The 21,524-nt window shown below is 71.4% G+C and carries 23 protein-coding genes; 13 read left to right on the top strand and 10 right to left on the bottom strand.

Annotated features, from left to right (window positions below; genetic code table 11):
• Positions 1-28 precede the first annotated feature (28 nt).
• Complete coding sequence (locus VSH64_RS42835) at positions 29-823, top strand: enoyl-CoA hydratase-related protein (protein WP_326568433.1); 795 nt, start codon at positions 29-31, stop codon at positions 821-823.
• Between the two features lie 39 nt (positions 824-862).
• Here VSH64_RS42835 and VSH64_RS42830 read toward each other — a convergent pair whose 3' ends face one another.
• From VSH64_RS42830 to VSH64_RS42810, 5 genes are read right to left on the bottom strand one after another with little or no spacing between them, the layout of a single operon-like run.
• Complete coding sequence (locus VSH64_RS42830) at positions 863-1,432, bottom strand: DNA-3-methyladenine glycosylase I (RefSeq protein ID WP_326568432.1); 570 nt, start codon at positions 1,430-1,432, stop codon at positions 863-865.
• A complete protein-coding gene (locus tag VSH64_RS42825; RefSeq protein ID WP_326568431.1) occupies positions 1,429-1,887 on the bottom strand; it encodes an SRPBCC family protein in 459 nt (152 codons plus the stop codon). Before VSH64_RS42825 ends, VSH64_RS42830 begins: the two co-directional genes overlap by 4 nt.
• On the bottom strand, positions 1,880-2,194 hold the full coding sequence (locus VSH64_RS42820; RefSeq protein ID WP_326568430.1) for a DivIVA domain-containing protein: 315 nt from the start codon (positions 2,192-2,194) through the stop codon (positions 1,880-1,882). Before VSH64_RS42820 ends, VSH64_RS42825 begins: the two co-directional genes overlap by 8 nt.
• Positions 2,191-2,886: a permease prefix domain 1-containing protein gene (locus VSH64_RS42815; RefSeq protein ID WP_326568429.1), complete on the bottom strand. Its 696-nt coding sequence runs from the start codon at positions 2,884-2,886 to the stop codon at positions 2,191-2,193. Before VSH64_RS42815 ends, VSH64_RS42820 begins: the two co-directional genes overlap by 4 nt.
• Positions 2,883-3,206 carry a helix-turn-helix transcriptional regulator gene (locus VSH64_RS42810; RefSeq protein WP_326568428.1) on the bottom strand — a complete coding sequence of 108 codons (324 nt, stop codon included), beginning with the start codon at positions 3,204-3,206 and terminating at the stop codon, positions 2,883-2,885. Before VSH64_RS42810 ends, VSH64_RS42815 begins: the two co-directional genes overlap by 4 nt.
• A 140-nt stretch (positions 3,207-3,346) precedes the next feature.
• Between VSH64_RS42810 and VSH64_RS42805 the strand changes: the two genes are divergently transcribed.
• From VSH64_RS42805 to cydC, 4 genes are read left to right on the top strand one after another with little or no spacing between them, the layout of a single operon-like run.
• A complete protein-coding gene (locus VSH64_RS42805) occupies positions 3,347-4,513 on the top strand; it encodes a cytochrome ubiquinol oxidase subunit I (protein WP_326568427.1) in 1,167 nt (388 codons plus the stop codon).
• Between the two features lie 2 nt (positions 4,514-4,515).
• The gene (locus tag VSH64_RS42800; RefSeq protein ID WP_326568426.1) at positions 4,516-5,511 is read left to right on the top strand and encodes a cytochrome d ubiquinol oxidase subunit II; all 996 of its coding nucleotides are present in this window, start codon (positions 4,516-4,518) and stop codon (positions 5,509-5,511) included.
• A 13-nt stretch (positions 5,512-5,524) separates the two neighbouring features.
• Entirely contained in the window at positions 5,525-7,078 is a 1,554-nt protein-coding gene (gene cydD / locus VSH64_RS42795) for a thiol reductant ABC exporter subunit CydD (protein ID WP_326568425.1), read from the top strand.
• Positions 7,075-8,631 carry a thiol reductant ABC exporter subunit CydC gene (gene cydC, locus VSH64_RS42790; protein ID WP_326568424.1) on the top strand — a complete coding sequence of 519 codons (1,557 nt, stop codon included), beginning with the start codon at positions 7,075-7,077 and terminating at the stop codon, positions 8,629-8,631. Before cydD ends, cydC begins: the two co-directional genes overlap by 4 nt.
• On the opposite strand, the gene VSH64_RS42785 is transcribed toward cydC, so the two are convergent.
• Positions 8,564-9,472: a glucosyl-3-phosphoglycerate synthase gene (locus VSH64_RS42785; RefSeq protein WP_326568423.1), complete on the bottom strand. Its 909-nt coding sequence runs from the start codon at positions 9,470-9,472 to the stop codon at positions 8,564-8,566. The genes cydC and VSH64_RS42785 overlap by 68 nt on opposite strands.
• 53 nt (positions 9,473-9,525) lie before the next feature.
• Between VSH64_RS42785 and VSH64_RS42780 the strand changes: the two genes are divergently transcribed.
• Positions 9,526-10,200 carry a lysophospholipid acyltransferase family protein gene (locus VSH64_RS42780; RefSeq protein WP_326568422.1) on the top strand — a complete coding sequence of 225 codons (675 nt, stop codon included), beginning with the start codon at positions 9,526-9,528 and terminating at the stop codon, positions 10,198-10,200.
• 3 nt (positions 10,201-10,203) lie between these two features.
• On the opposite strand, the gene VSH64_RS42775 is transcribed toward VSH64_RS42780, so the two are convergent.
• Together VSH64_RS42775 and VSH64_RS42770 are read right to left on the bottom strand one after the other, a co-directional pair.
• Positions 10,204-10,779, bottom strand: a complete 576-nt coding sequence (locus VSH64_RS42775; protein ID WP_326568421.1) for an LOG family protein — start codon at positions 10,777-10,779, stop codon at positions 10,204-10,206.
• Positions 10,779-11,564, bottom strand: a complete 786-nt coding sequence (locus VSH64_RS42770; protein ID WP_326568420.1) for an LOG family protein — start codon at positions 11,562-11,564, stop codon at positions 10,779-10,781. Before VSH64_RS42770 ends, VSH64_RS42775 begins: the two co-directional genes overlap by 1 nt.
• 332 nt (positions 11,565-11,896) lie before the next feature.
• On the opposite strand from VSH64_RS42770, the gene VSH64_RS42765 reads away from it, so the two are divergent.
• The 4 genes from VSH64_RS42765 (at position 11,897) to VSH64_RS42750 (ending at position 17,035) form a co-directional block, all read left to right on the top strand.
• Positions 11,897-13,849 (top strand): M4 family metallopeptidase, encoded by a 1,953-nt coding sequence (locus VSH64_RS42765; protein ID WP_326568419.1) that lies wholly within the window; start codon positions 11,897-11,899, stop codon positions 13,847-13,849.
• A gap of 26 nt (positions 13,850-13,875) precedes the next feature.
• Positions 13,876-14,814, top strand: a complete 939-nt coding sequence (locus VSH64_RS42760) for a M28 family metallopeptidase (RefSeq protein ID WP_326568418.1) — start codon at positions 13,876-13,878, stop codon at positions 14,812-14,814.
• Between the two features lie 167 nt (positions 14,815-14,981).
• Complete coding sequence (locus VSH64_RS42755; RefSeq protein WP_326568417.1) at positions 14,982-16,043, top strand: chitinase; 1,062 nt, start codon at positions 14,982-14,984, stop codon at positions 16,041-16,043.
• 134 nt (positions 16,044-16,177) lie between these two features.
• Positions 16,178-17,035, top strand: a complete 858-nt coding sequence (locus VSH64_RS42750) for a YceI family protein (protein ID WP_326568416.1) — start codon at positions 16,178-16,180, stop codon at positions 17,033-17,035.
• Between the two features lie 125 nt (positions 17,036-17,160).
• Here the strand turns inward: VSH64_RS42750 and dapE are convergent, their stop codons facing one another.
• Complete coding sequence (gene dapE, locus VSH64_RS42745; protein WP_326568415.1) at positions 17,161-18,234, bottom strand: succinyl-diaminopimelate desuccinylase; 1,074 nt, start codon at positions 18,232-18,234, stop codon at positions 17,161-17,163.
• A gap of 43 nt (positions 18,235-18,277) precedes the next feature.
• On the opposite strand from dapE, the gene VSH64_RS42740 reads away from it, so the two are divergent.
• The 3 genes from VSH64_RS42740 (at position 18,278) to VSH64_RS42730 (ending at position 20,797) form a co-directional block, all read left to right on the top strand.
• Positions 18,278-18,724, top strand: coding sequence for a hypothetical protein (locus VSH64_RS42740; protein ID WP_326568414.1), 447 nt, complete (start codon positions 18,278-18,280; stop codon positions 18,722-18,724).
• 28 nt (positions 18,725-18,752) lie between these two features.
• Positions 18,753-19,733, top strand: coding sequence for a 2,3,4,5-tetrahydropyridine-2,6-dicarboxylate N-succinyltransferase (dapD, locus tag VSH64_RS42735; protein ID WP_326568413.1), 981 nt, complete (start codon positions 18,753-18,755; stop codon positions 19,731-19,733).
• A gap of 95 nt (positions 19,734-19,828) precedes the next feature.
• The gene (locus tag VSH64_RS42730) at positions 19,829-20,797 is read left to right on the top strand and encodes a CHAD domain-containing protein (RefSeq protein WP_326568412.1); all 969 of its coding nucleotides are present in this window, start codon (positions 19,829-19,831) and stop codon (positions 20,795-20,797) included.
• Positions 20,798-20,886: 89 nt separating this feature from the next.
• Here the strand turns inward: VSH64_RS42730 and VSH64_RS42725 are convergent, their stop codons facing one another.
• On the bottom strand, positions 20,887-21,501 hold the full coding sequence (locus tag VSH64_RS42725) for a TetR/AcrR family transcriptional regulator (protein WP_326568411.1): 615 nt from the start codon (positions 21,499-21,501) through the stop codon (positions 20,887-20,889).
• Between the last annotated feature and the right edge of the window lie 23 nt (positions 21,502-21,524).

The raw sequence follows: 21,524 nt of genomic DNA, 5'->3' as shown, positions 1-21,524 counted from the left end.
CCACGATTACGCCAAGAGGAGCACCACAGTGACCACACCCGACGTCCTCCTGATCGCCGACGCCGACGGCGTGCGCACCCTGACCCTGAACCGGCCGGAGGCGTACAACTCGCTGACCGTCGAGCTCAAGGAACGGCTGCTCGCGGAGCTGCGCGCCGCGGCCGACGACGCGGACGTGCGCGCGATCGTGCTCACCGGCGCGGGCAAGGCGTTCTGCGCGGGACAGGACCTGAAGGAACACGTCGGGCTGCTGCAGGCCAACGACCCGGCCCCGCTGCACACGGTGAGCGACCACTACAACCCGATCATCAAGGCCATCGTGGACATGCCGAAGCCGGTGATCGCCGCGGTCAACGGCACGGCCGCCGGCGCGGGCGCCGCCTTCGCCTACGCCAGCGACCTGCGCATCGCCGCCGAGTCGGCGTCGTTCCTGATGGCCTTCGCCAACGTGGGGCTCGGCCCCGACTCCGGCGCGTCCTGGACGCTGCAGCGGCTCATCGGCCTCGGCCGCGCCGCCGAGCTGATGCTGCTGGCCCGCAACGTCGACTCCGCTGAGGCGCAGCGCATCGGCCTGGTCGGCGAGGTCGTGCCCGACGAGGAGCTCGCCGCCGTTGCCCAGGCCGTGGCCGCGAAGCTCGCGGCGGGCCCGACGGTGGCGTACTCGAAGATCAAGCACGTGCTCGCCGTCGCCGCGCAGTCCTCTCTGGACGAAGCGCTCGCGGCCGAGGACGAGGCCCAGACCGCGCTCGGCGCCACGGCCGACCACACCGAGGCCGTGGAGGCCTTCGTCGGCAAGCGTAAGCCGAGCTTCCAGGGCAAGTAGCCCGTCGGTGTTCCGTCCGGTTCCGGCCGGACGGAACACTCACGCGCGCTTCGCCCGGAAGCAACCGGCGACGTGGTCGTCCACCATGCCGGTCGCCTGCATCAACGCGTAACACGTGGTCGGGCCCAGGAACGCGAAGCCGCGCTTCTTCAGGTCCTTCGCCATGGCCTTCGACTCGTCGGTGATGGCCGGGACGTCCGCCATCGTCCGCGGCCTCTTGTGCGAAGCCGGCGCGAACGACCACAGCAACTCGTCGAGGGGCACGTCCAGCTGCGCGATCGCGCGCGCGTTGGTGATGGCGGCGAGGATTTTCGCCCGGTTCCGCACGATTCCGGCATCGGCCATCAGGCGTTCGACGTCGGCGTCGCCGAAGCGGGCCACCTTCGCCGGCTGGAACTTGCGGAAGGCTTTGCGGAAGTTGTCGCGCTTGCGCAGGATCGTGATCCACGACAGGCCCGACTGGAACGACTCGAGGCACAGGCGCTCATACAGCGCGGCCTCGCCGTGCAGCGCCGTGCCCCACTCGTCGTCGTGGTAGGCCGCGTAGTCCGGCGTCGAGTTGCCCCAGGAGCAGCGGGACACGCCGTCGGAGCCGAGCAGGTCCGTCACCGCTCACCGACCGAGTAGTCCTTCGCGAACTTCGCGAACTGCTTCATCGAGTGCCGCAGCCCCAGCGAGAACGCCGGGCGCACCGCGGGCCAGCCGACGCGCCCGAGCAGGCCGAACGGCAGGTCGAGGTGCTCGGCCCAGACGAACGTGGAGCGGTCCGGCCCGTTGGCCACGACCTGGAACGCCGCGGTGCCGCGCACGAAGCTGCCGAGGTGGCGCATGGTCACCCGCAGAGGCGGCTCCCACGCGGTGACCTCCATGGTGTCGGTGAACCCGACGCCCGCGATCCCCGTGGTGGCCGCGATCTTCGAGCCGACGCTGCGGCCGTTGCCCTCGAGCACGCGCACGCTGGTGCCGAGCACCCACTCGTGCTGGCGCGGCCAGTCGGTGAGCGCCAGCCAGGTCGTGCCCGCCGGCGCCTCGACCTCCACGGACAGGATCAGGTCACTACTCACCCGCGGGCCTCGGCTCCGGCCGGGTGGCCTCGAGCTCCGCGACGCGGCCGCGCAGCTCGTCGAGCTCCACGCCGAGCCGGCGCATCACCCAGTCCACTTCGGACATCTTGTAGCCGCGCAGCACGAGCTGGTAGCGCACGTGACGCACGTCCTCACCGGTGATGTCCTCCGCGGGCAGGCGCGTGGGTGAGCTGCCCGGCGGCAGCGGGGCCAGCTCCTCGCCCCGGCCGAACACCACGGCGGCGAGCAGGAACACCACGGCGGCCACCAGCAGCATGACTACGAGGTAGATCAGCGCGGTCGTCACGCCACGATCGTGGCACACCGACCCCAGGACCGTCGCGCGAGCACGACCAGACGCACCGACAGGAGGACGTAGGCCACCATCAGCAACACGCACGGCACGGACAGGAACAGCCGCGAGACGTCCACGAACCCCGTCGCCACCACGAGGGTGAGCACCGAAGCGAGGTTCACGCCGACAGCCGCGGCGATGAAGAACCCGCACGTGCGGGCGAGGCGGACGCCGTCGACGCGGCGGCTCAGCCAGCGCGTGCAGATCAGCGCGAGCAGGCCCACGGCCGGCACCACGAACACCGCGCCGTGCGAGAAATGCATGGCCACGGGGTACCAACCGGGCGACGGGGTGGACAGCTTCGTCCAGTCGCCGAAGGTGAGGATCCGGGCGAAGTCCCACGAAAGCTGCATGGCGGGCACGCCGAGCACGAGCTTCCACAGCGTGCGCACGCCGCTGTGCATGGACAGCTCGGCCTGGTAGTCGCCGGCCACCGCGTCGACCCCGCCGAAATCGGCCACCGCGCGGCGCTCGGCTTCTTCGGCCGGCCAGCCGCCCTGCCGGTACGCGTCGGCCGCGTCGTGCAGGCCGTCGCGCGCTTCGTCGAGCAAGTCGTCCTTCGTCGACCGGCAGCCGACGAGCCGCCGGTCGAGGTCGGCCAGGTAACCCTCGATCCCCTTCACGCGCACCTCCCCCGCCGTCATGCCTCCGCCCGCAGGACGCCGCCGATCACCGTGGTGAACTCGCGCCACTCGGCCCGCTCCGCGGTGAGCGCCTGCTGCCCGGAGCGGGTGAGGCGGTAGGTGCGGCGTTTGCGCCCCGACACCACGTCCCACTCGCTGGCCAGGTAGCCGGCCCGCTCGAGCCGCCGCAGCGCCGGGTACACGGTGCCGGTGGGCAGGTCGAGCGCACCTTCGCTGCGCAGCGCCAGCGCCTCGATGATCGCGTAGCCGTGCAGCTTCCGGCCGTCGAGCACAGCCAGCAGCAGCGCGTCGAGGTGCCCGCGCAACGTGTCTGCCTTCATAGGTGGGCAGTCTACTCATACCAACACCCGGAGCGTAATCCCCCGTTGTCCGGTACGGGCCCGGGAAAAACCCTGAGATGACCCTGATCTCATAGATTTCTCTACTACATGTAGCCAACCTACCTATACACTCGCTCGCCATGGACCCCCTACCCATCGCGAGACTCCAGTTCGCGACCACGACGTCGTTCCACTTCCTGTTCGTGCTGCTCACGCTGGGCTTGGTGACCGTGGTGGCCATCATGCAGACCCGGGCGACGATCCGCGGCACCCCGCAGCTCACGCGGATGACCCGGTTCTGGGGCCGGCTGTACGTGATCAATTACGCGCTCGGTATCGCCACCGGAATCGTGATGGAATTCCAGTTCGGGCTCACCTGGACCGGGCTGTCCGCATTCGCCGGTGACGTATTCGGCGCGCCGCTCGCGATCGAGACGCTGGTGGCGTTCTTCCTCGAGTCCACTTTCCTGGGATTGTGGATCTTCGGCTGGGGCCGGATGAACAAGTGGCTGCACCTGACGCTGATCTGGCTGGTCACGCTCACCGCGTACGCGTCGGCGCTGTTCATCATGGTCGCCAACTCGTTCCTGCAGAACCCGGTCGGCAGCCACCTGCAGGGCGGGCAACTGCACCTCGACGACTTCGGCGCGCTGCTCACCAACCCGGCGCTGGTGGCTTCGCTGCCGCACGTGATCGGCGGCGCGCTGATGACCGGTGGCTTCTTCGTGACCGGCGTGTGCGCGTACCACTTCCTCAAGCGCACCGGCGAGGTCGACTTCTTCTCGCGCTCGATGCGCATCGGCGTGGTCACCGCGCTGGTCGGCAGCATCGTCACGATCAACCAGGGTTTCGAGCAGTTCGGCGAGCTGGCGATGTACCAGCCGGACAAGCTCGGCGAGAGCACCGTTGGCGTGCCGCTGGCGATCATGATCGGCATCGGGTTCGTCGCGCTGCTGTGCTCGCTCATCGGCACGATCCTGCTGATCCGCGGCTGGTTGATGCGGGCGCGGTTCCTGCACTACCTGATGGTGCCGGCGATCGCGCTACCGTTCGTGGCCGCGATCTGCGGCTGGCTCGTGCGTGAGCTGGGCCGGCAGCCGTGGCTGATCTGGGGCCGGCTGCGCACGGCCGACGCGGTCGCCGACGTGCCCGGTGGCCAGGTCCTGTTCTCCTTCATCGCGTTCGGCCTGCTCTTCGCCGCGCTCGCCGTGGCCGACTGGGTGCTGCTCTCCCGCATCGCGCGGCGCGGGCCCGAACCGGAAGAAGCGCCCGTCGAGCCCGAACTTCCCGTGCTGAGCGGAGTCTGACGATGACGACCATCTGGTGGGGTGTGCTCGGGCTGCTGCTCGGCGGCTACTTCGCGCTGGCCGGCTACGACTACGGCGTCGGTTTCCTGCTGCCGGGCCTCGGCCGCGACGAAGCGCGGCAACGGCGGGCCCTCGGCGCGCTCGGTCCGTTTTTCCTGGCCAACGAGGTGTGGCTGATCGCCGCCGTCGGCCTGCTGTTCGGCGTGTTCCCGCACCTGGAGGGCCGCGTGTTCGCCGGCGCGTACGTGCTGGTGGTGGCGCTGCTGCTCGGGCTGGTCACGTTCACCGCGTCGGTGCAGCTGCGCAGCCGCCGGCCCGACGCGCGCCGCGGCCCGTGGTCGTTCGGCATCACGGCGGGCGCGCTCGTGACCACGCTGGCGTGGGGGCTGTTCCTCGGCAACCTCGTGCGCGGCCTGCCGGTGGACGCCCAGGGCAACCCGGTCGACGACGTACTCGCGCTCTTCGACCCGTACGCCGTGGTGTGGGGGCTGGGGTTCGTGGCGTTGTTCGGGCTGCAGGCCTCGGTGTTCCTCGCCGTGCGCGGGCCGGCCGAGCTCACGGGCCGCGCGGCGCGGTTCGCGCGCACGTTCAGCGCCCCGGTCGGCACGTTCGTCGTGATCGCCACGGCGTGGGGCGCGCTCACGGTGTCGGGGATCTCGTGGGCCGCGATCGTGGTCACGGCGGTGGCCTTCGCCGCGTTCGGCACCGTCCTCTTCGGACTGCGCACCAAGCGGTACCGGCTCGCGCTGCCCGCGGCCATGCTGCTGTCGGCGACCCCGGCGTTGCTCGTGGGCACGCTGCGCTTCCCGACGATCCTGGTGTCCACCTCGGACCCGTCGTACGCGCTGACCGTGTCCGACGCCGCCACGGCACCGGAGACCGCGGCGCTGCTGGGGTGGTTCGCCGTGCCCGTCCTCGTGGTGCTGATCGTGGTGCAGTGGCTCACCTGGCGCGTGAACCGCGCGCCGGTCGACCGGCAGTCGTTGCTGCACTTCTAGAAGGGGAACCGAAATGCCGTCGTTGCCCGGCTTGCGCCGGTACCTGGTCGTGCTCGGACTGTTCGGCGCGCTGAGCGCCGGTGTCGTCCTCGTGCAGGCCGAAGGCCTCGCGACGCTGCTCACCGGTGGTGGAGTGGGGCTCGCGCTGATCGTCGCCGTGGCCCTGCGGGTGCCGCTCACGCTCGCCTTGGGGGTGGTCACGGGGCGGTTCGCCGCGGGAGCGCAGGCCGGGCTCCGGCTCCGACTGCTCGGGTCGAGCGCCGACGCCGGGGTGGTCACCACGCAGGTGACCCGCGGCGTCGACGCGACCACGGCGTACCTCACCGGATATCTGCCGGCACTCGTGGCGTCGGTGCTCGTGCCGGTGGCCGTGGTGGTGCTGCTGTTCTCCGCGGACCTCACGTCGGCGCTGATCGTGGTGGCCACGCTGCCGCTGATCCCGGTGTTCGCCGCGCTGGTCGGCGCCCGGGCGAAGGCGCGCACCGAACGGCAGTGGGCGCTGCTGACCCGCCTCGGCGGCCACTTCCTCGACGCCGTGCGGGGCCTGCCGACGCTGAAGCTCTTCGGCCGCGCCCGCGCGCAGGCCCAGCACGTGCGCCTGATGGCCGACGCCCACGCCGACGCGACGCTGGGCACGCTGCGCGTCGCGTTCCTGTCGTCGCTGGTGCTGGAACTGGTGGCGACGCTCTCGATCGCGCTCATCGCCGTGCCCATCGGGTTCCGGCTGCTCAACGGCTCGCTCACCGCGCACACGGCGATGCTCGTGCTGGTGCTCGCACCCGAGGCCTACCTGCCGTTGCGCGCGTTGGGCGCGAAGTTCCACGCGGCGGCCGAGGGGCTCACCGCGTTGCGTGAAGCCCTGGCCACGCCCCTGCGCGCTCGCCGAGGAGGAACGGCGACCCGGCCGGTGGGGCCGCCGGAGATCGAGTTCCGCGGGGTTTCCGTGCACTACGGCGAGGTCGCCGCACTGTCCGAAGTGGACCTGGTGGTGGGCCGCGGTGAGCACGTCGCGATCACCGGCCCCAGCGGCTCCGGCAAGTCGACGCTGCTGGCCGTGCTGCTCGGGTTCGTCGAGCCGTCCGAAGGAAAAGTGCTGGTGGACGGCGTCGACCTGCGCGAGCTCGACCACGCGGCCTGGCTGCGGGACACGGCGTGGCTGCCGCAGCGGCCGACGTTCTTCAGCGGCACCGTCGCGGAGAACATCACCCTCGGCTCGGCCGGCGATGTCCGGTCTGCGGCCCGCGCCGCCTCACTCGAGGACGTGATCGCCGAGCTGCCCGAGGGACACGCGACCCGCATCGGCGAGCTGGGCGCCGGATTGTCGGCGGGGCAACGGCAACGCGTCGGCCTCGCCCGCGCGCTCGCCCGCACCGACGCTGGGCTCGTGCTGCTCGACGAGCCCACCGCGCGGCTCGACCGCCGCACCGAACAGGCCGTGCTCGACGGCACGCGGGCCCTCCTGCCCGGGCGCACCGCGCTGTTCGTGGCGCACCACCCCGCGCTGGTCGCCGCTGCGACGAGAACCGTCCCGCTCGTGAGCGGCCGAGTTCCCCTGGGGGTCCGATGAACGTCGCCCGAGTGCTGCGGGCCGCGCTGCTCGCGGCCGGGGCCGAGGTCTCCGGCCTGGCCCTCACCGGCACGGCGGCCTGGCTGCTGATGCGGGCCGCCGAGCAGCCGCCGCTCGCCGCGCTCACCGTCGCGATCGTGGCGGTGCGAGTTTTCGCGCTGGCCCGTGGTGGTTTGCGCTACGCCGAGCGGCTCGCCGGCCACGAGGTCGTGCTGCGTTACCTCGGTACACTGCGCGCCCGGGTCTACGAAGCGCTCGTGCCGCGGCGGGTCACCGAGCACTCCGGCGCCGACCTCGTGACCCGGCTGGTGTCCGATGTGGACGCGGTTCAGGACGCCGTGCTGCGGCTGGCGCTGCCGGCCGTGGTGGCGGGCACGGTGGGCCTCGCGACGGCGGTGCTCACGACGTTCGTGAGCCTTCCGGCCGCCACGGTCCTCGTGGCCGGGCTGCTCGTCGCCGGTGCGCTGCTGCCGTGGCTGGCCGCGCGCGTCACGGCGAAGAGCCAAGCCCTCATCTCCCCGGCGCGCCAGGAGCTGGCCGAACGCACGGTCGAGCTGGTCACCGGCCGCCAGGAGCTGGTGGCCTACGGCGCCGAACCACGGGTCACGGCGGCCGCCGCCGCGGTGGTCGACGGGATCGCCGCCCGCGCTCGCGGGGTCTCCACCAGGCTTTCGGTGCTGACGGCGGCGGGCGTGCTGGTCCAACTCGCCACCACCGCGGCGGTGGCACTGCTGGCCGGCGCGAGCCTCCCGGTCACCGCCGCGTTGACGCTGGTGGTGCTGGCGTTGTTCGAGCTCGTCCTGCCGCTCACGGCCGCGGCTCAGCGGGCGCCGGAGCTGCGCACCTCGCTGCGGCGCGTGCGTGAGCTGCTGGCCACCACCCCGCCCGAGGCGCCGGAACACCGCGGGCCTGGTCATCTGAAACTGACCAACGTCACCGTCCGGTACCCGAACCGGCCGGCGGCGCTGGCGGGCCTCGACCTCGACCTGCCACCCGGCACGCGGCTCGGCGTGCTCGGCCCGTCCGGCGCCGGGAAAACCACGCTGCTGCACGTGCTGCTCGGCTTCACCGCGCCGACCTCCGGTCAGGCCACAGTGGACGGTCAGCCGATCGACGGCCCCAGCCCGCAGGTGGTTTCCGGCGCGCTCGCCGACGCCCACGTGTTCACCACCACCGTGCGCGAGAACCTCCTCGTGGCCACCCCGAAAGCGACCGACGACGAGCTGCACGCCGCCTGCGCCGTGACCGACCTCGACGTGCCGCTGGACCGCGACGCCACCACGCTCTCCGGCGGCCAGCGCCAACGGCTGGTGCTCGCCCGCGCGGTGCTCGCCGCGCCGCCGGTGCTCGTGCTCGACGAACCCGTGGAGAGCCTCGACGAAGCCCACGGCGACGAAGTCCTCGCGCGCGTGCTGGCGAACGCACGGGGAACTGTCGTGCTCGTGACCCACCGGCCCGAGCACCTGGCCGGGTTCGACCGCGTGCTCAGCCTCGAGGACGGTCGGCCAGCACCTGAGCCATCGGCGGCCGGTCCCGCACCGGGATCTCGCTGACGTCGGGCAGCCACTCCCCCGACACCTGCACGAACTGCGTGAGCCGGGCTTCCTCGTCGGTCGGCACGCCGCAGCGGGCCAGCGCCGTGCCGAGGATCTGGCGCGCCATCACGCCCAGCTGCAGCAACGAGCGGTTGCGGTGCTTGCGCACGCCGAGGTTCACCTGGGCGAGCCCGTCGAGGCCGTAGCGCTGCTCGGCGTCGAGCAGCAGCCCGATCTCCACGCCGTAGCCGCCGGCGAAGGGCACCGACTCGAAGAACTCGCGGGTGCCCGCGTACTCGCCGCCGAGCGGCTGCACGAGCTCGCCGAGCGCCGGGCGCAGCGCGGACAGCACCGGCCGCGCGAGCAGCTCCGTCACGCGGCCGCCACCGCTGCTCTCCAGCCGCAGCGGGCGCCGGTAGAAACCCTTGACCAGGTGCACCCCGGGTTCGGTGAGCAGCGGCCCGAGTAGTGCGGGCACGAACGCCGGGTCGGGGTCCACCAGGTCGGAGTCGAGGAACACCACGAGGTCACCGGTCGTCGCGGCCAGCGAGCGCCACAGCACCTCACCCTTGCCGGGCCGCGGCGGCACGTCCGGCAGCACGTCTTCGCGGTGCACCACGCGCGCGCCGGCCGCGGCGGCGACCTCGGCCGTCGCGTCGGTCGAGCCGGAGTCGACCACCACGAGTTCGTCGACCACGGTGCCGAGCAACGGCCGCACCGACGCCACGACGTCACCCACCGTTCGCTCTTCGTCCAGTGCCGGAAGCACCACCGAAACCGTGCGGCCACGCTTGGCCGCGAAGATGTCGGCGGGCGTCCACCCCGGCTCCTGCCAGGTGCGACGTTCGAACCAGCTCATCGGCCGATCGTGCCATGCTGGTCGCACCGACCTGTTCACCGGAGGGAGACCCCTTGCTGCCCCTGCTCTTGCGTTTCGTGCTCGGCCCGCTGGTCCGCGCGATCTACCGCCCCGAGGTCGAGGGGCTGGAGAACGTGCCGGCCGACGGACCGGTGCTGATCGCGGCCAACCACCGGGCGGCGCTGGACACCGGCGTGATCACCTTCACCACGCCGCGCAAGGTCATGTTCCTGAGCAAGGCGGAGTACTTCACCGGCACCGGCCTCAAGGGCCGGTTCATCGCCAACTCGCTCGACGCGCTCGGCTACATCCCGGTGGAGCGCGGCAGCGCCTCGGCCGGGCTCGCCGCGCTCGAAGCCGGCCGGCGCGTGCTCGAGAGCGGTGGCGTGTTCGCCATCTACCCCGAGGGCACGCGCTCGCTCGACGGCCGGCTCTACCGCGGGCACACGGGGGTCGCGGCGCTGGCGCTCTCCACCGGCGCGAAGGTGGTGCCGGTGGCCCTGTCGGGCACCGAGGGCATCCAGCCGGACGGCTCGAAGATCCCCCGCGTGTGCCCGATCAAGGTCAAGTTCGGCACCCCGCTCGACTTTTCCCGCTACGAGGGGCAGGACTCGTCGTCGGCGATCCGCCGCTCCGTGACCGACGAGGTCATGTACGCGATCCTCGAGCTGTCCGGCCAGGAGTACGTGGACACCTACCACAAGCGGCCGAGCGAAGGCGCCGCCTGAGCGTCAGTCCCACTTCGGCGGAGCCGGCGGGGTGTACTCGGTGAACTGGTCGAGCAGCGTCGACGCGTCGGCGTCCACCAGCAGCAGGTCGCGGTAGCCGGCGCCCAGGAAGCCTTCGGTGACCATGTGGTCGGCGAAGGACACCAGCCCGCTGTAGTACCCGGCGACATCGACGAGGCCGATCGGCTTGGCGTGCAGGCCGAGCTGCGCCCAGGTCCAGACCTCGAAGAGCTCTTCCAGCGTGCCCGCGCCGCCGGGCAGCGCGAGGAACCCGTCGGACAGCGCCGCCATCTTGGCCTTGCGCTGGTGCATGTCGGGCACCACGTGCAGCTCGGTGAGGCCCGCGTGCGCGATCTCCACACTGGACAGCGCCTCGGGGATCACGCCGATCACCTCACCACCCGCGGCGAGCGCGGCGTCGGCGACCGCGCCCATCGTGCCCACGCTCGCCCCGCCGTACACGAGGCCGATCCCGCGCTGGGCCAGCAGTTTGCCCAGCGCGGCGGCAGCTTCCGCGTACACCGGGGAGAAGCCCATCGACGATCCGCAGAACACACAGATCCGGCGCACCGAGCTCATCAGTGGGTGTCCTCCCAGGCCTGGTACGAGTCCTCGACCACGCGCACGGCGTCGTCGATGTCGTCGGTGAGGTGCAGCAGGTCGAGATCCTTCGCGCTGATCTTGCCGCCGTCGAGCACCGACTTCGAGATCCAGTCGTAGAGCCCGCCCCAGTACTCGGTGCCGAACAGCACCACCGGGAACTTCGTGACCTTCTTGGTCTGGACCAGCACCAGCGCCTCGAACAGCTCGTCGAGCGTGCCGAAGCCGCCGGGCAGGCAGATGAAGGCCTGGGAATACTTGATGAACATCGTCTTGCGCGCGAAGAAGTAGCGGAAGTTCACGCCGAGGTCGACCCACGGGTTCAGGCCCTGCTCGAACGGCAGCTCGATCCCGAGGCCCACGGAGAAGCCGCCGGCCTCGTTCGCGCCACGGTTCACGGCCTCCATCGCGCCCGGGCCACCGCCGGTGATCACGGCGAAGCCGGCTTCGGCGAGCGCGCCACCGATCTTGCGGCCCAATTCGTACTCGGGCTCGTCGCGCTTGGTCCGCGCAGAGCCGAACACGGTCACCGCGCGCGGCACCTCGGCCAGCGCGCCGAAGCCCTCCACGAACTCGGCCTGGATGCGCAGCACGCGCCACGGGTCGGTGTGCACCCAGTCGCTCGGGCCGCGCGCGTCCAGGAGGCGCTGATCGGTGGTGCTGCCCTGGTCACGCCGGTCGCGCCGCAGCACGACCGGACCCTTGTGCCGCTCCACCGGGCGCTCGGGGTACTGGCCGTCCGGAAACTCAGACTGTTCGCTCACCACCCAAGCCTACGGGCCCTCCCGCCAGGCAGAACCCCAGCGTCGCCACCATCGGGCGACGCCGGTGACGGCGAGGTGAACGGTCTCTTGTGGACCACCGGTCCACACCTACCAACGGCCCGTTCACGGCAAGTCCCGACGAAAGTCGGGCCCGGTGCCGGGGACCGGGAAACGCCCTGATGTTCAAGGGTTTTTCGCGGTTGATTAATGCTCGGGTAATGAATCACTGGGCCGTTCGGCGCATTGACCGGACCTGTGACCACTCCTTTACTCACGGTGATCACCCCGTCCCCGAAGTCCCTGAAGCTCCTCGAGTCCCCGAAGGGAACACGATGACCGGCAGAAGAGGGATCACCACGAGCCTGGCCACGGCCGGGCTCGTCCTGTCCGCGCTCACCATCCCGGCCGCCACCTCCACCGCGGCGGCCGCGCCACCACCGGCCGACCCCCTGAGCCTCGCAGCCACCGCGTCCGACCAGGCCGCGAGCCTCGGCGCGCTGCGCTCGAGCGTCGAGGAGGCGTTCCACCGCGTGGGCACCACCGCCGGCGCGGCCGGGCTCTACTACAGCGCCTACGAACGCACCTACCACGGCCTGCGCGTGATCGGCGGCGACGCCGTGGTGGTCGCCGACGGCACCGGCCGCGTCCGCGACACCACGGCCGCCGACACCGCGCCGCTCGCGGTGCCGACCACCGCGGCGCTCGACGCCGCCCGCGCGGCCGACACCGCGCGCCGTCAACTGCCCACAGTGGACGGTGTGGCCAAGCCGGACCTCGTCGTGCTGGCGGGCCGGCAGCCGAAGCTCGCCTACGAGGTGGTGGTCACCGGCCGCACCGCGAAGGCGCCGAGCAGCCTGCACGTGTTCGTGGACGCCGCCACCGGCGCCGTGCTCGACCAGCGTGACGACTGGAAGTCCGAGGCCCCGGCAGCCGACCGCGAGGCCCGCGCGGCGGCGGCTCCGCTGGCCGCCGGCAACAGCTTCTACGCCGGCAACGTCAGCATCGACACCACCGGCTCCGGCTCGTCGTTCTCGATGCGCGACCCCGGCCGCACCGGCATCAGCTGCGGCCGCGAGGGCGGCTCGGTGTTCACCGGCCCCGACGACAGCTGGGGCAACGGCAGCGGCACCGACCTCGAAACCGCGTGTGTCGATGTGCTCTACAGCGTGCAGACCGAGTGGACCATGCTGCGCGACTGGCTGGGCCGCAACGGCATCAACGGCACCGGCGGCGGCTACCCGGCCTCGGTCGGGCTGAACGACGTGAACGCCGGCTGGGACGGGCGGTCCACGCACTTCGGGCACTCGGCGGACAACCAGCGCCAGGCCACGTCGATGGACGTCGTCGGCCACGAGTTCGGTCACGGCATCTTCCAGACGACCCCGGGCGGTGCCGGCGGCAGCATCGAGAACGGCGGGCTGAACGAGTCGACCGGCGACATCTTCGGGGCGCTCACCGAGGCGTACGCGAACAACCCGAACGACCGGCCCGACTACGAGGTCGGCGAAGGCGTGAACCTCAACGGCCAGGGCCCGATCCGCTACCTGTACAACCCGTCGCTGGTGCGCGACCCCAACTGCTACTCCACGTCGCTGCCGCCCGAGGTGCACGCCGCCGCGGGCCCGCAGAACCACTGGTTCTACCTGCTCGCCGAGGGTTCCGCGCCCGCCGGCAAGCCCGCGAGCCCGACGTGCAACGGCAGCAGCGTGACCGGGCTCGGCATCCAGAAGGCGGGCACGATCTTCTACAACGCCCTGCTGAAGAAGACCTCGTCGTGGAACCACCGGGCCGTGCGCAAGGCGACGCTGGAGACGGCGCTCGCGCTCTACCCCAGCAGCTGCACGGAGTTCACCACCGTGAAGGCGGCCTGGGACGCGGTGAGCGTGCCCGCGGCGGCCGGCGAGCCCACGAGCTGCGGCACCACCACCCCACCGACCGACTGCGCCGCGGTGACCAACGGCACCGACGTCGCGATCCCCGACGCCGGCGCGACCGTGGCCAGCAGCGTCACCGTGGCGGGCTGCGCCCGCAGTGCCTCGGCGACCACGCGGGTCGAGGTGCACATCGTGCACACCTACGTCGGTGACCTCGTGCTCGACCTCGTCGCGCCGGACGGCACGGCGTACCGACTGAAGAACTCCGGCAGCGACTCGAGCGACAACATCAACACCACCTACACCGTGAACGCCTCGGCCGAAGCCGCCGACGGCACCTGGCAGCTGCGCGCGCGAGACGTCGCGCGCGTCGACACCGGCCGGATCGACTCCTGGTCGCTCATCGTCTAGCTCGTTCGTCGGAAAGGAGAAAACCCGTGTTGTGGAAGAAGAAAGCCGTGGCGGGCCTGGCGACGCTGGCGTTCGCGTGCGGTTCGCTCGGACAGCCGACGGTCGCGGCGGCCAGTCCTTCGGCCGCCGTGGCGCCGGACATCTCGCTGGCCAACATCAAGGCGCACCTCGGCCAGCTGGAGACCATCGCCCGGCAGAACGGCGGCAACCGGTCGGCCAGTGGTGGTTACGCGGCTTCGGTGTCCTATGTGGAGGGAAAGCTGCGAGCCGCCGGCTACACCGTGAGGCGCCAGACGTGCACGAGCTGCGCCGGGCGCACGCAGAACCTCGTGGCCGAGTGGCCGCAGGGTGACGCGAACCGGGTGCTCATGCTGGGTGCGCACCTCGACAGCGTGAGCGCCGGGCCGGGCATCAACGACAACGGATCCGGCAGCGCGTCGATCCTCGAGGTCGCGCTCACGCTGGCCCGCACGAACCCGGCGATGGCCCAGCGCGTGCGGTTCGCGTGGTGGGCCGACGAGGAGTCGGGCATGCGGGGCTCGAAGTTCTACGTGAACAGCCTGTCTTCGGCCGAGCGCGCCAAGATCACGGCGTACCTCAACTTCGACATGATCGGGTCGAAGAACTGGGGCTACTTCGTCTACGACGACGTGGCTTCGCTCAAGACCGTGTTCGACCGTTACTTCGCGTCCGTCGGCATTCAGACCGAGGGCGACCGCGAAGGCGACGGCCGCTCGGACCACGCGTCGTTCAAGAGCGCGGGGATTCCCGTCGGCGGCCTCGCCACGGGCGCGGGTGACGTGAAGACCACTGCGCAGCAACGCAAGTGGGGCGGCACGGCAGGCGCGGCGTTCGACAACTGCTACCACCGCGCGTGCGACACCGTCGCGAACATCCCGGACGCGCCGCTGGAACGCAACAGCGACGCGATCGGCTACGCGGTCTGGCAGCTGGCGACCACGTGAGAACGGGCCGGGGGTGGCGGCGCGGCGCCGCCACCCCCGGTCTCCTTGTCCAGACCACCTATTTGTCTAGACCACCCGTTCGTCGGTAGTCAACCGATCACCGCCGCGCCTACCGTTCACCGGAACGCCGCGTGCTGGGACAACGTTGTCGCGAGACGGGAGCCGGGATGTTCGGTCGCAGGTCACGAATTTTCGCAGCGGTGCTGGCCGCCGCACTCGCGCTTCCGGTGAGTGGGCTCACCCCCGCGAACGCTTCGGCGCACTCGGTGCAGGCCGACACGTGCGCGGTGAAGTCGAAGCCCGCCGGCAAGGTGCTGCAGGGTTACTGGGAGAACTGGGACGGCGCCGCCAACGGCGTGCACCCGGGCCTCGGCTGGGTGCCGATCACCGACGCGCGCATCAAGTCCCACGGCTACAACGTGATCAACGCGGCGTTCCCCGTGATCCGCTCCGACGGCACGGTGCTGTGGGAAGACGGCATGGACGCCGGCGTGAAGGTGGCGACCCCGGCCGACATGTGCGCCGCGAAGGCCTCGGGCGCCACGATCCTGATGTCCATCGGCGGCGCGGCGGCGGGCATCGACCTGTCGTCGGCCACGGTGGCGAACAAGTTCGTGAGCACGATCGTGCCGATCCTCAAGAAGTACAACTTCGACGGCATCGACATCGACATCGAGACGGGCCTGACCGGCAGCGGGAACATCACCTCGCTCTCGGCCTCGCAGTCGAACCTCATCCGCATCATCGACGGCGTGCTCGCGCAGATGCCGTCGAACTTCGGCCTCACGATGGCGCCCGAAACCGCGTACGTGACCGGCGGCAGCATCACCTACGGCTCGATCTGGGGCTCGTACCTGCCGATCATCAAGAAGTACGCCGACAACGGCCGGCTGTGGTGGCTGAACATGCAGTACTACAACGGGTCCATGTACGGCTGCTCGGGTGACTCCTACGAAGCCGGCACCGTGCAGGGCTTCACCGCGCAGACGAACTGCCTGGCGAAGGGCCTGGTCGTGCAGGGCACCACGGTGAAGGTGCCGCTCGACAAGCAGGTGCCCGGGCTGCCCGCGCAGCAGGGCGCCGGCGGCGGGTACATGGCGCCGAGCCTCGTGTCGCAGGCCTACCGCGGCGTTTCGGGCGTAAAGGGCCTGATGACCTGGTCGATCAACTGGGACGGCTCGAAGAACTGGACCTTCGGCGACAACGTCCGCTCGCTCGAAGGACGGTGACCTCCGGTGCCGGGGCCTGGTGTTTCGGCCCCGGCACCGCTCCCGCTACCGCATCGGCTGTGGCCCAACACATCCGGTGACCGTTGACCGCGCTGATAACGTCCCCCGGACAAAAGTCGAGCAGAGGAGAAGACGTGTTCGGGCGCAAGCGCGGAACCGGCCAACGGGGTGGCCCCGTCACGTTCAACGCCGAGGCCGGCCTGCTGAGCGTGCGGGTCGGTGACGAGAACGGCCACCCCCTGCCCGGTACGCAGATGGTGATGCTGCACAAGCGCACCCAGCGCCAGACGAGGGTGGTCGCGGACGAGTTCGGCCTGGCGGTGAGCACGTTGTCGGCCGGCACGTACGCGGTGACGGTGAGCGCGGGCGGCTACCGGGCGGAGAGCCGCACCGTCGAGGTCGCGAGCGGTGACCACACCTCGCTCGAGGACCTGCGGCTGGTGCCGGACGAGGACCACCAGCTGCCTGACCCGGGCGAATGGGTGCTCGACCCGGACCACACGTCGATCCGCTTCATCGCCCGGCACATCGGGCTTTCGGAGGTCCACGGCCGGTTCCGGAGCTTCCAGGGCAGCATCGTCGTCGGCAAGCAGATCGAGGACTCGACCGTGGAGGTCGTGATCGAAGCCGGGAGCATCGACACCTCCGCCGACAAGCGCGACGAGCACCTGCGCTCCCCCGACTTCCTCGACGTGCTCCGCTTCCCGCAGATCCGCTTCCACGGCCACCGCTTCCGCCGCGTGCCCGGAGACCGCTGGAGCATCGACGGCACCCTCAACCTCCACGGCGCCAGCCGCGGCGTCCGCCTCGACGCCGGCTACCTCGGCCTGCGCACCTGGAACGGCGACCGCCTCGGCGCCATCGCCACCACCGAGCTGCACCGCGAGGACTTCACGATCAACTGGCAGCAGACGCTGGCCAAGGGCCTGGTGATGGTGGGCTCGACGATCGAGATCAAGCTGGACATCCAGGCGGTTCGCGCAGGCACCTGAGCCAACGCCCGGCCACGGCGACCACCCCAATGTGGCGTTGGTTGCGCCCAGCGCCCCCAATGTGGAATTCGGTGCGCTCGACGCAACCAATGCCGCATTGGGGCGCGGTGGGAGCGCGGTAGCTGTCAGCCCAGGAACTTGCGGAGCACGTCGGCGACCTGGCGGATCTCGGCCACGTGGACGTGTTCCTGCTGCGTGTGGGCCAGGCTCGGGTTGCCGGGACCGAAGTTCACCGCCGGCATGCCCAGGGCGGCGAAGCGCGCGACGTCGGTCCAGCCGAGCTTCGCGGCGGCGCGTCCGCCCGCGGCGGCCACGAGTTCGGCGGCGGCCGGGGCCGCGAGGCCGGGCAGCGCACCCGGGGAGAGGTCCGTGAGCGTGACGTCGTAGCCGTCGAAGACCTCACGCACGTGGGCTTCGGCGGCGGCCGGGTTGCGGTCCGGGGCGAAGCGGAAGTTGACGGTGAGCACGGCGGCGTCGGGCACGACGTTGCCGGCCACGCCGCCGGAGATCTTCGTGGCCTGCAGGCCCTCGCGGTAGGTGAGGCCGTCGATGTCGACCACGCGGGGCGAGTACTCGGCGAGGCGGCGCAGAGGCTCGGCCAGCGCGTGGATCGCGTTCTCGCCCATCCACGCGCGGGCGGTGTGGGCGCGGGTGCCGCTGGTGCGGATCTCGACGCGCAGCGTGCCCTGGCAGCCGGCCTCGATCACGCCGTTGGACGGTTCGCCGACCACGGCCAGGTCGCCGGCGAGCCACTCGGGCAGCTCGCGCTCGATGCGGCCGAGACCGTTCTTGACCGCCTCGACCTCTTCGTTGTCGTAGAAGACGAACGTGACGTCGTGGCGGGGCTCGGGCAGTGTGGCGGCCAGGTGCAGGAACACCGCGTCGCCGCCCTTCATGTCGACCGAGCCGAGGCCGTGGAGCAGCTCGTCGTCGCCGGAGCCGGTGCGGTGCGACGGGAGGTTGGCGTTTTCGGGCACGGTGTCGAGGTGCCCGGCGAGGATCACGCGCGAGGCCCGGCCCAGCCGCGTGCGCGCGAGCACCGCGTCGCCGTTGCGGATCACCTCGAGGTGTGGCGCCTGCTCGGTGAGCGCGGCCTGCACCGCGTCCGCGAGCTTCGCCTCCTCACCGGAGACGCTGAACGCGTCGACGAGAGCGGCGGTGAGGTCGGCGGGGTCGGCACGCAGGTCCAGCGAGGTCATACCGGCACCGTACCGACCGGGCGCGAGGGCTACCGTGAGGGACGTGCGCACGCGAAGCTCCCTGGTCGCTCTCGGCGGCGTCCTCCTCGCCCTGACCCTGGCCGGCTGCGGTTCCGAGGCGGGCCCCACGCCCGGCCCGAACCCCGGCACGCCGGGTCCCGACGCCCTGCCGATCAAGCTCGACGCGCTGTCCGCGGACGCCTGCTACGCGAGCCCGCAGACGCAGCTGCCGAAGGGCTGCGAGAAGTACGTCACGGAGGTCAGCGGCACCGCCGCCTCCGTGCACGAGCGCGCGGCGGCCGGCAAGACCCTCGACGTGGCGCTCGACCACGCGGCGGCCGCGCTCGACCAGGGCGTGGGCGCGTTCCGCGGGGCGGGCTGCACCACCGTGCCCACCGCCGGCGGCCCCTGCACGGAGGCGCTTGTGACCATCTCGGGCGCGCTCACGTCGGTGAAGAAGCTCGTGAACCAGCAGGCCACCACGGGTTGAGCCGCGTCGCTCGACTACCGTGACCGGCGTGAGCGAGCAGACCCCTGACCCCGAAACGACCGGCGCCGTCGGCGTCGGGCTGGCCACCGTCGCCTCCGACGGGACGGTGCTGGACACGTGGTACCCGCACCCGAAGCTGACCGAGACCGGCACCGGCGGCACCGAGCGGCTGTCGGCCGAGGAGACCACCGAGCTGCTCGGTGAAGCCGCGGCCGCGCTGCTCGGACCCGACACCGACCGCGGTGTCGAGGTCGTGGCGGTGCGCGTCACGCTCGGCAGCCTGGCCACGGCCCCAGCCGACACGTACGACACCTACCTGCGGCTGCACCTGCTGTCGCACCGGCTGGTGCGGCCCCACGGGCAGAACCTCGACGGCATCTTCGGCAAGCTGGCCAACGTCGTGTGGACGAGCCACGGCCCGTGCCCGGTCGAAGGCTTCGAGCAGACGCGGCTGCGGCTGCGTTCGCGCGGCGCGGTGACCGTGTACGGCGTGGACAAGTTCCCGCGGATGGTCGACTACGTGCTGCCCACGGGCGTGCGCATCGCCGACGCCGACCGCGTGCGCCTGGGCGCGCACCTCGCGTCCGGCACGACCGTGATGCACGAGGGCTTCGTGAACTTCAACGCCGGCACGCTCGGCGCGTCGATGGTCGAAGGCCGCATCTCGGCGGGCGTGGTCGTGGGCGACGGCAGCGACGTCGGCGGCGGCGCGTCGATCATGGGCACCCTTTCCGGTGGTGGCAAGGAAGTGATCTCGCTCGGCGAGCGCTGCCTGATCGGTGCCAACGGCGGCGTCGGGATCTCCCTGGGCGACGACTCCGTGGTCGAAGCCGGCCTCTACATCACGGCCGGCACGAAGGTCGTCGTCGACGGCAAGACGGTGAAGGCCCGCGAGATCTCCGGCATCTCGGGCGCGCTGTTCCGCCGCAACTCGGCGACGGGCGCGGTGGAGGTCGTGTCGCGCACCGGCGTGGGCATCGAGCTCAACGAAGCGCTGCACGCGAACTGATTCTCGGCACGAAAAGGACGCGCCCGACCTGGGCGCGTCCTTTTTCGTCACAAGTCACGTCCCGTCTGCCTGCGTGTTCACTTACCATTCATGTGGTGACCACCGAACCGTTGCCCTCCTCGACCCGCCGCCGCGCACCTGAGCCGACGACCCCGGCCGAGCTCGGCCTGCCCGGCGAGCCCGCGAAAGCCGGCCCCCAGGACCCGGCGGCCACCCACGTCCGGGCCAAGCTCGACAACGAGCTGCGCGAGCTGCTCGCCCGCGAGCCCGGCACCCGCTCCGGCGCGGATCCCGAAGACCTGCACCAGATGCGCGTGACCCTGCGGCGCATGCGCAGCGTGCTGAAGACTTCCGGCGCGCTCGTCGGCGCCGCGGCCGAGCCGGTGCGCGCCGAGCTCGGCTGGCTCGGCCAGTCGCTCGGCGAAGTGCGCGACTACGACGTGCTCATCGGCCACCTGCGCGACGTCATCGCCACCTTCGAGGTGCGCGACCAGCCCGCCGGGCGCCGTCTGGTGTCGAAGTTCGTCAGCGAACGCACCTCCGCCCGCCGCCGGTTGACCCGCGCCTTGTCGAGCGCCCGCTACGCCGCACTGCTGCAGAGCGTGGCGCAGCTCACGCGCGTGCCGGACCACGAGATCGACCCGACGCCGGTCGGCTCCGGCGGCCTCGCCACCGACGTCCGCAAGCCCTACCGCCGCCTCGCGAAGGCCGTCGCCGCCCTGCCCGCCGATCCCCCGGACGACGACCTGCACGCCCTGCGCATCCACGGCAAGAAGCTCCGCTACACCGCGGAGATGGCGCGCTCGTCGGCGAAGAAGAAGCAGGCCGCCGAGCTCTCCTCACTGGTGAAAGCCGCCCGCAAACTGCAGACCGTGCTCGGCGACCACCAGGACGCCGTGATCGCCGCCGAGAAGGTGCGCGGCCTCCTGCCCACCGCCGACGGCGAGATCGGCTTCATCGCCGGCCGCATCGCCGAACACGAGCTGCTGAAGCGCACGGAGGCCCGCGCCGCCTGGCAGTCCGTGTGGACCCGCATCGACAAGGTGGGCCGCACGGCCCTCTGACCCCGACCCGGTTTCCCCCTTGCACCCCAGCGCAACGAGCGGCTTGCGGCGCCCGCCGCGCGGCACTGCCGAGGAACCTCGACCGGAGCTCAGTAGTCCCGGCCCGTGAACCCCCGGTACACGAAGCGGGTCAACGCTTCGATCACCTCGTCGTCGGTCGGCGGGGTCGTGCCCGGCGGGGCGGTGAGCCAGCTCTGCGCCGCGCTGTCGAGGAGCTGGTACATCAGCGCGATGCTCAGCTGCGTCGACGCGGGCAGCCGGTAGCCGGCGGCCGTGACGTGGGCCAGGTGGCCGTCGAGGTCGGCGGCCTGGCTCGTGCTGAAGGTCGCGATCGTGCGGGCGAAGTCGTCGTTCACCATCGCGGCCTGGCGCAGGGCCAGCATGGTGGGTGCGTTGGCGCGGTAGAAGTGCCAGTACTGGCTCACGTGCCAGCGCACGGCCGCGGGATCGCTGAAGTCGCTGAGGTGGCCTTCGGAGAGGGCTTCCTCGTCACCGGCCGCGGCTAGGTCGCCCAGCAGCGCTTCCAGCAGCTCTTCCTTGCTGGCGAAGTGGTTGTAGAAGGAGCCCGCCGCGCGCCCGGCTTCCGCCGTGATGTCGGTGATCTTCGTGTTCAGGTAGCCCTTGCGCGCGAACACGCGCTTGGCGGCCTCCTTCAGCGCGCTCTCCGTCTCGGCGGCCTTCTCCTTGCGGCTCGTCGCCGTCATGCCCACCTCCCTTGACAGGAACG

Source organism: Amycolatopsis rhabdoformis (assembly GCF_035918295.1).
Lineage (GTDB): Bacteria > Actinomycetota > Actinomycetes > Mycobacteriales > Pseudonocardiaceae > Amycolatopsis > Amycolatopsis rhabdoformis.
This window is presented reverse-complemented; position numbering and strand designations above follow the sequence as displayed.